Source organism: Frankia sp. RB5 (assembly GCF_059816245.1).
Genome location: NZ_JCBATA010000084.1, coordinates 23,878 through 34,006 on the forward strand (window position 1 = coordinate 23,878; position 10,129 = coordinate 34,006).

A 10,129-nucleotide genomic window follows, 5' to 3' on the forward strand; every position below is an offset into this window, starting at 1 on the left:
ACGGCGCGGGTCGAGGTGAGGGTGCTCACCGATCCTCCTTCAGCCTGCGTACCTCACCGAGCGGCGAGGTCAACGGGTCGACCGGTGACCGGCCGGGGTCGGGGTCGGGGTAGCGCGGATCGGCGGGGCGAGCACCGCCGTGGCGGCGCTCCCCCGGATAGCGCTCGTCCTGGCGCCTGTCATCGGCGCGGCGCGGCTCGGCACGGCGCTCGCCGCGGCGCAACCGGGGCGCGGACCGGATGGCCGGCATCTCCTGGGTGGGCTGGCCGGAGCCCGGCCGCGGCGGCCGCAGCCGGGGCGGGCGGATCCGCGGCACGGCGTGCGGGGAGGTGATGTCGCCCTTGGCCAGGTGTGCCGGCGGCGGGCCGATCAGGTCGTGCACGGCGCGCACGACCTTGGGCTGGCGGGCCCGGTCCTCGCCGCGAAAGCCCGTCTCCAGCTCGTGCCCGACGTACGACCAGGCGATGACGATCAGCCGGCCAGGCGCCGACACCTTGCCGGCGTGCGCCCGCTCGAGACGCGCGCCGCGCACGGCCTCCCGCGGGATCCAGAAGGCGTCGTTGCCGCGGTCGATCCGCACGCCCGTCTCGTAGACGCTGACATAGCCGCCGTCACGCCCACCGAGACCCCGCGCGGCGATCCACTCAAGCCAGTGGCCGGCGTCGACGGTCCCGAGGTACATCCCGCGCAGCGGCGCGGCGAGCACCGTGCCGGGCTCCGCCGGCGGCTCGGGCAGCTCGGGCAGGTCCTCCTCCTGGCGCTCGGCCCGGCTGCGCCAGGCCCGGCGCATCACCCCGACCACCGCCACCAGCAGCAACAGCAACCCGATAACGAGCAGCGCGTGCAGGCCCAGGCGACTCGACCCGCCACCAGCGGCGAGGGGGACCGCCGCGGAGGCGGACAGCGAAACAGTCATACGATCTTCCCGTCGAGCACGGTGGGCCGGCCCCGCAGGAACGTGGCGCGGATCGTTCCCGGCAGGGACCGCCCCGCATAGGGTGTGTTGCGGCTGCGGCTGGCGAGCGCGTCCGCCTCGACCACCCGCCATGGTGACGGGTCGAGGAGTGTGACGGTCGCGGGCGCGCCCACCGCTATGGAACTCCCCGCGTCCGCGGCGGGGCTCGGCAGCCCTCCGATGCGGGCCGGGGCGAGCGCCATCCGCTCGGCGACGCCGGCCCAGTCGAGGCGCCCGGCGATGACCATCGTCTCCATCACCACCGACAGCGCGGTCTGCAGGCCGAGCATGCCGGGACGGGCCGCGGCCCACTCGGTCTCCTTGTCCTCCAGCGCGTGGGGGGCGTGGTCGGTGGCCACACAGTCGATGGTCCCGTCGGCGAGGCCGGCGCGCAGCGCGGCGACGTCCTCGGCGGTGCGCAGCGGCGGGTTGACCTTGAACACCGGGTCGTAGGACTCGACCAGGTCGTCGGTGAGCAGCAGGTGGTGCGGGGTGACCTCGGCGGTGACCTGCCAGCCCTTCGCCTTCGCCCACCGGATGATCTCCACCGAGCCGGCGGTCGAGACGTGGCAGACGTGCAGGCGGGAGCCGACGTGCCCGGCCAGCAGCGCGTCCCGGGCGATGATCGCCTCCTCGGCGACCGCCGGCCAGCCGGGCAGCCCGAGCCGGGCGGCGACGACGCCCTCGTTCATCTGGGCGCCCACGGTCAGCCGCGGCTCCTCGGCGTGCTGGGCGACCACGCCGTCGAACGCCTTGACATACTCCAGCGCCCGGCGCATGAGCAGCGCGTCGGACACGCAGTGCCCGTCGTCGGAGAACACCCGCACCCCGGCGGCGGAGGTCGCCATCGCGCCGAGCTCGGCGAGGCGCTGGCCGGCGAGCCCGACGGTGACCGCGCCGACCGGCCGCACGTCGCAGTGCCCGGCGTCCAGGCCCAGGCGCCACACCTGCTCGACGACGCCGGCGGTGTCGGCGACCGGGTTGGTGTTCGCCATCGCGAACACGGTGGTGTAGCCGCCGAGCGCGGCGGCGCGGGTGCCGGACTCGACCGTCTCGGCGTCCTCGCGGCCCGGCTCACGCAGATGGGTGTGCAGGTCGACGAGCCCGGGCAGCAGGATCAGCCCGTCCGCGTCGAGGAACGCGGTGCCCGGCGGCAGCCCGTCCGAATCCGGTCCGGTCGACCCGGCCGGCCGCCAGGCGGCCACCACGCCGTCCGCGAGCAGCACATCCACGGGCTCGCCCCCCAACGGGCGAACGCGCCGCAGTACCCATGCGGTACCAGCATCCCCAGCCATCACGCGACCTCCCCGGACCCGCCGCCGAGCAGCAGGTACAACACGGCCATCCGTACGCTCACCCCGTTCGCGACCTGTTCCACGATCGTCGACCGCGCCGAGTCGGCGACCTGCGAGGCGATCTCCATCCCGCGCACCATCGGGCCCGGGTGCATGACCAGCGCGTGCTCGGGCAGGGTCGCCGCGCGGTCGACGTCCAGGCCGTAGCGGCGGCTGTACTCCCGCTCGGTCGGGAAGAACGCCGCCGACATCCGCTCCCGCTGGACCCGCAGCATCATGACCACGTCACTCTTCGGCAGCACCGCGTCGAGGTCGTACGACACCTGCACCGGCCACGACGAGACACCGAGAGGCAACAGCGTCGGCGGAGCGACCACCGTCACACTGGCACCCAGGGTGGTCAGCAGCCAGACGTTGGACCGGGCCACCCGGGAATGCAGCACGTCGCCGACGATGGTGACACTGAGCCCGTCCACCCGGCCCAGCCGGCGGCGCATCGTGAACGCGTCGAGCAGGGCCTGGGTGGGGTGCTCGTGAGTACCGTCGCCCGCGTTGACGACGCTGCCCCGCACCCAGGTCGCCAGCCGGTGCGACGCGCCGCTGGCGCCATGCCGGCAGACCACCGCGTCGGCGCCCATCGCCTCCAGGGTCTGCGCGGTGTCCTTCAGGCTTTCACCCTTCGACACGCTTGACCCGCGCGCCGAAAAATTGATCACATCGGCCGACAGTCTCTTGGCGGCTACCTCGAAGGACGTGCGGGTACGGGTGGAATCCTCGAAGAACAGGTTGACCACGGTGCGCCCGCGCAGGGTCGGCAGCTTGCGCACCGACGCCTCGGCGACCCGCGCCATCCGCTCGGCCGTGTCGAGTACCAGCAGCGCGTCCTCGCGGCTGAGGTCCTCGGTCGACAGCAGGTGTCCCTTCACGTCCGCTCTCCGTTCCCCGCCGTCATGCCTGCTCGCCGGGTCATGCCTGCTCGCCGGGATCGGCCGCGCCCTCGGGCGACACGATGAGCACGCCGTCGGCGCCGTCGATCTCCCGCAGCCGGACGGCCACCGACTCGCGGCGCGAGGTCGGCATGTTCTTGCCCACGTAGTCGGCGCGGATCGGCAGCTCGCGGTGGCCCCGGTCGACGAGGACGGCGAGCTGCACGGACCGCGGGCGCCCGTAGGCGGCCAGCGCGTCGAGGGCGGCGCGCACCGTGCGCCCGGAATAGAGGACGTCGTCGACGAGGATCACCACCCGGCCGTCGACGCCGCCGTCGGGGATCTCGGTCACCTCGAGGGGGCGGACCCCGCGCAGTCGCAGATCGTCGCGATACATGGTCGGGTCGAGGGACCCGACTGGAAGATCCACACCCTCCACGGCGTGTACGCGCCGTGCCAGACGGTGCGCGAGAGGTACCCCACGGGTGGGTATACCGAGCAGGACGACACCGGCACCACCGGAGGTCTTCTCGAGGATCTGGTGCGCCATCCGGCTGACGATCCGGGTGATGTCGTCGGCGGACAGTACTGTCCGGGCTACGCCGGGACGGCGCGATGCGGGGTCGCTCGCGGCGGCAGGCGCCACGCGGCATCCCTCCTTCCCCGCCTCACGGGACGGTCCTTAAAGGAGCGGTCCCAGCGACGTTACCAGGGCACTCCGGGCGTGTGAGGGACTCGCGGCGGACCCGCCGGGTGCACCGGGCGGGGGCGGGCGGGCGGCCCGCACCGCACCCGCGCGCATTGTTGCGCCGCCAACTACCATCGCGGGACCGTGACTGCACGTCACCGTCCTGCCAGCCGTCCGCGCCAGTACGGCGTCGGGGGGAAGTTCCCGCCGGGCAGGCGGAGCGCGCAACCGGAGGGCTACAGAAAGTGGTACAAAGAAAGAAGCGACACGACCCCCCGGGTGTCGAGCCTCAACCCGGCGGGCACTACTATCGGTAACCGCCGGAGGCATGAGCCCCGGTTCCAATGATCAACCACGACAGGAGTGGGCACTCCGATGTCCGACTATGCGAAGGCGCTCGGTGCTCGGCTGCGCGCAATACGCACCCAGCAGGGGCTCTCGCTTCATGGCGTCGAAGAGAAGTCGCACGGTCGGTGGAAAGCCGTCGTCGTGGGTTCCTACGAACGTGGGGACCGCGCCGTCACCGTTCAGCGTCTCTCGGAGCTCGCGGAGTTCTACGGCGTCCCCGTCGGGGAGCTGCTGCCCGAGGGTTCCACCGTCGCTCCGCTCGAGCAGTCCCCGCGGATCGTCCTTGACCTCGAGCGGCTTTCTCAGGTCCCCAAGGAGCAGGGTGGCCCCCTCGCTCGCTACGCGGCGACCATCCAGAGCCAGCGCGGTGACTACAACGGCCGGGTGCTGTCTATCCGGTACGAGGACCTCCGCTCACTCGCGGTGATCTACGACACCTCGCCAAGCAAGCTCACCGAGCAGCTCGTCTCCTGGGGCGTGCTCTCCCCCGAGCAGGGCGCGGACGCGACCGCCTCCGACGTCTGAGCAGGCCAGCTTCACCTCGACGGGACGCGGGTTTGGCCGGGGTATCCCGGTACGTCGCCAGGAGCGGCGTACCGGGCACGCGGACGTCACCCGCCTGACGCCGTCGTCTCCCCCGCATCGATCAGGCTGCCGAGCAGCCCGTTGACGAACGCCGGCGAGCGTTCGGTGGACAGGCTCTTCGCCAGCTCCACCGCCTCGTCGATCACGACCCGCGGCGGCACGTCAGGCCGCCACAGCAGTTCCAGCACCGCGATCCGCAGGATGTTGCGGTCCACCGACGGCATGCGCTCCAGCGTCCAGCCCTGCGCGTGGTGGCCGATCCGCTCGTTGATCTCCTGCCAGTGCTCGACGACGCCTTCCACCAGGCCCTCGGCGTACTCCGAGACGGGCGGATCGGCCCGGGTCAGACGGGCGTCGAGGATCTCCGGCACGCGCGCGCCGCGCACGTCCGCCTCGAAGAGAATGTCGAGCGCGCGCCTGCGGGCCTTGGACCGGGCGCTCAGCTCGTCACCCGGCCGAGATAACGGCCGTCGCGGGTGTCGACCTTGACCTTCTCGCCGCTGGTGATGAACAGCGGGACGTTGATGGTCGCACCGGTCTCCAGGGTGGCCGGCTTCGTCCCACCGGTCGAGCGGTCACCCTGCACGCCCGGGTCGGTCTGCTCGATGGTGAGCTCGACGCTCGCCGGCAGCTCGACGTACAGCGGCGCGCTGTCGTGCAGCGCGACGGTGGCGACCGTGTTCTCGAGCATGTAGTCGGCGACCGAGCCGACGACGTTCGGCGGGACCGGGATCTGGTCGTAGGACTCGCTGTCCATGAAGACGAAGTCGGCGCCGTCGCGGTAGAGGTAGGTCATCTCGCGGCGGTCCACGGTCGCAACCTCGACCTTGACGCCGGCGTTGAACGTGCGGTCGACGACCTTTCCGCTCAGCACGTTCTTGAGGGTCGTGCGGACGAACGCGCCACCCTTTCCCGGCTTGACATGCTGGAAGCCGACGACGCTCCACAACACGCCGTCGATGTCGAGCGTCATACCGTTCTTCAGGTCGTTGGTGGTCGCCACTGCGTACGATCTCCGTTCGGTTGCCGTGCCGGCACGGCGGAAGTCATCAGGCGCGGACGAGTCTACCGAGCCCAGCCGCCGCGCTCGGGGGCGACCGCCTCGTAGGCGGAGATCAGCAGGCCGACGTCCGGGCCGTCGACGATGACCGTCTCCCCCTGCGCGGCCAGGCCAATGAACCGCAGCCGCCGGCCGCGGGACTTCTTGTCCACCCGCATCGCGTCGAGCAGCGCCGGCCAGCGATCCCCCCGATAGGCCACCGGCAGGCCGACGCGGGACAGCAGGTCCCGGTGCCGGTCCGCGGTGGCGCCGTCGAGGCCGACGGCCAGCCGGGACAGCTCGGCGGCGAACACCATCCCGACGGAGATCGCCGCGCCGTGCCGCCAGCCGAACCCCTCGACCTTCTCGATGGCATGGCCGAGGGTGTGGCCGTAGTTGAGGACCTCGCGGCGCCCGGCCTCGCGCGGGTCGCCGGAGACGACGTCCGCCTTCACCCGGATCGAGCGCTCGATCAGCTCGGGCAGGTGGGCGGCGCCGGTCGGGTCGTCGTCGAGCAGGTCGAGAATGACGCCGTCGGCGATGAAGCCGGTCTTGACCACCTCCGCGAGCCCGGAGCGGATCTCCACCGCCGGCAGGGAGGTGAGCGTCGCCAGGTCGCACAGCACCGTCAGCGGCTGGTGGAAGGCGCCGACGAGGTTCTTGCCCGCGTCGGTGTCGATGCCGGTCTTGCCGCCGACGGCCGCGTCGACCATCGCGAGCACGGTCGTCGGCACCTGGACGACGTCCACCCCGCGCAGCCAGCTGGCGGCGACGAACCCGGCGAGGTCGGTGACGGTGCCGCCGCCCAGCCCGATCACGACGTCGTCGCGGGTGAGGCCGATGCGGCCCAGGGCGTCCCAGCAGTGGCCGGCGACAAGCAGCTGCTTGGCCCGCTCGCCGTCCGGAACCTCGATCGCGTACGCCTCCACCTCGGCGTTCGCCCGCAGGTCGGCGACGACGGCCTCCGCGGTGGCGCGCAGCGCGACGGAATGGATCACGGCGGCCCGGGTCCGCCCGGCCACGATCTCGCCGAGGTCGCCGAGCACCCCCTCGCCGAGCACCACATCGTAGGGACGCTCGCCGCCGGGCCGCACCGGGATCCGGACGACGTCGGCGACCCTTGTCTGCACACTCACCACGATGTCCTCTACTCCGGCTTCCTCTACTCCAGCGCGGCGGCGACCAGGTCGACGACCTCGTCGGGCTCGCGCCCCGCGGTGTCGACGACGACCGCCGCGACCTCGGCGTACAGCGGCTGACGGGCCTTGAGCAGGGCGGCGAGGCGGGTGCGTGGCCCCTCGACGAGCAGCGGCCGGTCCCGCGCGAGGCCGACCCTGCGCACCGCGTCGGACACACCGACACGCAGGTACACCACCCGGTGCCCGGCGAGCAGCGTGCGGGTGGCGGGATCGAGCACGGCGCCGCCGCCGAGAGCGACGATCCCGGCGTGCCCGGCGAGCGCCGCGGCGACCGCCCGGTGCTCGGCCGCGCGGAAGTACTCCTCGCCGGACTCGACGAAGATGTCGGAGACGCTGCGCCCCTCGGCTGCCTCGACGTCGGCGTCGGTGTCGCGGAACTCCACACCCCACCGCTGTGCGAGCCGGGTGCCCACCGTGGTCTTGCCCGCGCCGGGCGCCCCGACCAGCACCGCCCGCGGCGCTGTCTCCCCCATCAGTGGATGACCAGGGACTTCAGGTACGCCTCGCAGTTACGACGCGTCTCCTCCACCGAATCGCCACCGAACTTCTCCAGGGCGGCGTCGGCGAGCACGAGCGCGACCATCGCCTCCGCGACGACCCCGGCGGCCGGCACCGCGCACACGTCCGAGCGCTGGTTGATCGCGACGGCGGGCTCCCCCGTCGCCACGTCGACGGTGGCCAGCGGGCGGGTCAGCGACGAGATCGGCTTCATGGCGGCGCGCACCCGCAGCGGCTCGCCGGTGGTCATCCCGCCCTCGACGCCGCCGGCCCGGTCGGTGGCTCGGCGCACCCGGCGACCGGCACCGCCGATCGCCTCGATCTCGTCGTGCGCCACCGAGCCGCGCCGACGCGCGGTGGTGAACCCGTCACCGAACTCGACACCCTTGATCGCCTGGATGCCCATCAGCTCGGCGGCGAGTCGCGCGTCGAGCCGCCGGTCGCCATGCACGTAACTGCCGAGCCCTGGCGGGCAGCCGTAGGCGAGCACCTCGACGATGCCGCCGAGGGTGTCCGCGTCGGCGTGGGCGGCGTCGATCTCGGCGACCATCCGCTCGCTCGCCGCGTGGTCGGCGCAACGCACCGGGTCCGCGTCCACGGCCGCGAGCGACCCCGGGCCCGGCGGCGGGGTGCCCGGCGCCACCTCGGCCGCGCCGATCGCGACGACGTGGGAGAGCACCTCGATCCCGTACGCCTGGCGCAGCAACGCCTTGGCGGCCGTGCCGAGCGCGACGCGCGCCGCGGTCTCCCGGGCGCTGGCCCGCTCCAGCACGGGCCGGGCGTCGTCGAAGCCGTACTTCTGCATGCCGGCGAGGTCCGCGTGCCCCGGCCGGGGGCGGGTCAGCGGCGCGTTGCGACCGAGCCCCGCGAGACTGGCCGGATCGACCGGGTCGGGCGCCATGACGTGCTCCCACTTCGGCCACTCGGTGTTGCGCACGACGACGCTGATCGGGCCGCCGAGCGAGACGCCGTGACGGAGCCCGCCGAGCAGCTCGATCTCGTCGCGCTCGAAGCTCATCCTCGCCCCGCGGCCATGCCCGAGCCGCCGCCGGGCGAGCTCGGCGGCGATGTCCGCACTGGTCAGCCGGATGCCCGCGGGCAGCCCCTCGACCGTGGCCACCAGGGCAGGACCATGCGACTCCCCGGCAGTCAACCAACGCACCATGCCATCCAGTCTTTCACGACCAGCCAGCACCGCACGTCCCGCTGGGAACTGGTTCACGTCCCCCGCCGCCCGCGGTACCCCCGGTCACCAGCTCAGCCGCCCCCGGCAAGCACCGCGATCAGCGTTCCCGCGAGCAGGAACGGACCGTAGGCCAGCCGGTCGCGCCGGCCGACCCTGCGCGCCGCGAGCAGCCCGAGCGCCACCACACCCCCGAGAACGACCCCGGCGAACAGGCCGAGGACCACACATCCCCAGCCCAGCCATCCCAGCCCCGCGCCGAGCAGCCCGACGAGCTTCACGTCCCCTCGCCCGAACCCACCGCCCGGCAGCCGGTGCAACGCCAGGAAGGCCAGCCAGCAGACGGCACCCGCGACCGCTCCCCGCGCGAGCCTCCCCGCGTCCCCCTCCACCAGCGCCGCGAACCCGAACAGCACCGCCAGCACCGGATAGGACGGCAGCACCAGCTGATCGGGCAGCCGGTGCACCCGCAGGTCGATCGCCGCCAGCCACACCCCGAGTACGGCGAGATAGTCATAGGCCGGCAGCCAGGCAGGATGCCGCCACAGCACCGCCGTCACCGCACCCACGCCGACGACGGTCACAACCCCGAGCACCCACGCCGCCGGCACCGGCCGGCGCGGCGCCTCACCACCCGCCGCCGGCACCCCCGCCACCACCCGTCTCCCCACCGGCAACGCGACCACGAGCGCCACCAGCGCCACGACCACACTCACCGCGCCGCGCACTCCCCACCCCCGTCCAGCGCCGCCAGGCCGCCAGGCCGCCAGGCCGCCACGATCCTTGTCACACCAGGACATCACACCGCGACGGCGGCCAACCCCGCTGGACCGCCCGTAGCCATAGGACGTACTGCCCACACCTCGGCGGAACGGAATCAGCGCAGTCCACCCGACTGGCGACGGAAACAGACCGGACGTGCTGCCTGCACCACGGATGACAGCAATCAGACTGCCTTCGGCATATTCGTCGCCCCCCGGCGGGCCGCACTGACATTCGGCCAAGTTCAGCCGGTCCCACGGGACCGCGCCCTCACCCCCGACGCCCCGCCACACCTGACCACCATTCCGCCGGCGCACACCCGGACTGGCACAGCCGGACTGGCACACCCGGCCAAGTTCGCCTCGACCCCACCGAGCCGCGCTGACGATCAGTTCGACTCCGCGCAGTCCCGCGGGATCGCGCCTCAGCGGCCGCCGATCACGCCGGGCTGGCGGCCGGCCGGCTCCGTGTGTTCCCGCGGTAACACCGTTTTTCGCCCTTGCGGTGATCGTCCAGACCGGGCTGGAGCCTTTGCGTCAAGGCAAAAAACTGTCGGAGGCGGGTGCGACGATCAGACCCGTCCGATGATCGTCCGCGCACCCCTGAACCAGGTGACCACCATGACGCCCGACCCCACACCCCCACCCACCA

Annotated in this window: 11 protein-coding genes; 1 reads left to right on the forward strand and 10 read right to left on the reverse strand. The window is 72.9% G+C overall.

Going from position 1 to position 10,129, the window contains the following annotated elements:
• Positions 1-25: 25 nt before the first annotated feature.
• From AC6EXY_RS29970 to pyrR, 4 genes are read right to left on the reverse strand one after another with little or no spacing between them, the layout of a single operon-like run.
• A complete protein-coding gene (locus tag AC6EXY_RS29970; protein WP_101831916.1) occupies positions 26-916 on the reverse strand; it encodes a PH-like domain-containing protein in 891 nt (296 codons plus the stop codon).
• Positions 913-2,250: a dihydroorotase gene (locus AC6EXY_RS29975; RefSeq protein ID WP_101831917.1), complete on the reverse strand. Its 1,338-nt coding sequence runs from the start codon at positions 2,248-2,250 to the stop codon at positions 913-915. The genes AC6EXY_RS29970 and AC6EXY_RS29975 overlap by 4 nt, the downstream gene beginning before the upstream one ends.
• Positions 2,250-3,176 (reverse strand): aspartate carbamoyltransferase catalytic subunit, encoded by a 927-nt coding sequence (locus tag AC6EXY_RS29980; protein WP_101831918.1) that lies wholly within the window; start codon positions 3,174-3,176, stop codon positions 2,250-2,252. The genes AC6EXY_RS29975 and AC6EXY_RS29980 overlap by 1 nt, the downstream gene beginning before the upstream one ends.
• A 40-nt stretch (positions 3,177-3,216) precedes the next feature.
• The gene (pyrR, locus tag AC6EXY_RS29985; protein ID WP_101831919.1) at positions 3,217-3,822 is read right to left on the reverse strand and encodes a bifunctional pyr operon transcriptional regulator/uracil phosphoribosyltransferase PyrR; all 606 of its coding nucleotides are present in this window, start codon (positions 3,820-3,822) and stop codon (positions 3,217-3,219) included.
• Positions 3,823-4,239: 417 nt separating this feature from the next.
• On the opposite strand from pyrR, the gene bldD reads away from it, so the two are divergent.
• Positions 4,240-4,737 carry a transcriptional regulator BldD gene (gene bldD / locus AC6EXY_RS29990; RefSeq protein ID WP_009742788.1) on the forward strand — a complete coding sequence of 166 codons (498 nt, stop codon included), beginning with the start codon at positions 4,240-4,242 and terminating at the stop codon, positions 4,735-4,737.
• Positions 4,738-4,823: 86 nt separating this feature from the next.
• On the opposite strand, the gene nusB is transcribed toward bldD, so the two are convergent.
• From nusB to AC6EXY_RS30020, 6 genes are all read right to left on the reverse strand, one after another.
• Entirely contained in the window at positions 4,824-5,240 is a 417-nt protein-coding gene (nusB, locus tag AC6EXY_RS29995) for a transcription antitermination factor NusB (RefSeq protein ID WP_101832718.1), read from the reverse strand.
• Complete coding sequence (efp, locus tag AC6EXY_RS30000) at positions 5,237-5,800, reverse strand: elongation factor P (RefSeq protein ID WP_101832719.1); 564 nt, start codon at positions 5,798-5,800, stop codon at positions 5,237-5,239. Before efp ends, nusB begins: the two co-directional genes overlap by 4 nt.
• 62 nt (positions 5,801-5,862) lie before the next feature.
• Entirely contained in the window at positions 5,863-6,972 is a 1,110-nt protein-coding gene (aroB, locus tag AC6EXY_RS30005) for a 3-dehydroquinate synthase (RefSeq protein WP_101832720.1), read from the reverse strand.
• 26 nt (positions 6,973-6,998) lie between these two features.
• The gene (locus tag AC6EXY_RS30010; RefSeq protein ID WP_499818621.1) at positions 6,999-7,508 is read right to left on the reverse strand and encodes a shikimate kinase; all 510 of its coding nucleotides are present in this window, start codon (positions 7,506-7,508) and stop codon (positions 6,999-7,001) included.
• A complete protein-coding gene (aroC, locus tag AC6EXY_RS30015) occupies positions 7,508-8,698 on the reverse strand; it encodes a chorismate synthase (RefSeq protein WP_101832722.1) in 1,191 nt (396 codons plus the stop codon). Before aroC ends, AC6EXY_RS30010 begins: the two co-directional genes overlap by 1 nt.
• A gap of 92 nt (positions 8,699-8,790) precedes the next feature.
• Positions 8,791-9,432 (reverse strand): prepilin peptidase, encoded by a 642-nt coding sequence (locus tag AC6EXY_RS30020; RefSeq protein WP_101832723.1) that lies wholly within the window; start codon positions 9,430-9,432, stop codon positions 8,791-8,793.
• Positions 9,433-10,129: the final 697 nt, after the last annotated feature.

Bases quoted from the DNA above. Each gene is read 5' to 3' on its own strand.
- AC6EXY_RS29970 (WP_101831916.1), bottom strand. From the start codon at position 916: ATGACTGTTTCGCTGTCCGCCTCCGCGGCGGTCCCCCTCGCCGCTGGT.
- AC6EXY_RS29975 (WP_101831917.1), bottom strand. From the start codon at position 2,250: ATGGCTGGGGATGCTGGTACCGCATGGGTACTGCGGCGCGTTCGCCCG.
- bldD (WP_009742788.1), top strand. From the start codon at position 4,240: ATGTCCGACTATGCGAAGGCGCTCGGTGCTCGGCTGCGCGCAATACGC.
- AC6EXY_RS30010 (WP_499818621.1), bottom strand. From the start codon at position 7,508: ATGGGGGAGACAGCGCCGCGGGCGGTGCTGGTCGGGGCGCCCGGCGCG.
- aroC (WP_101832722.1), bottom strand. From the start codon at position 8,698: ATGGTGCGTTGGTTGACTGCCGGGGAGTCGCATGGTCCTGCCCTGGTG.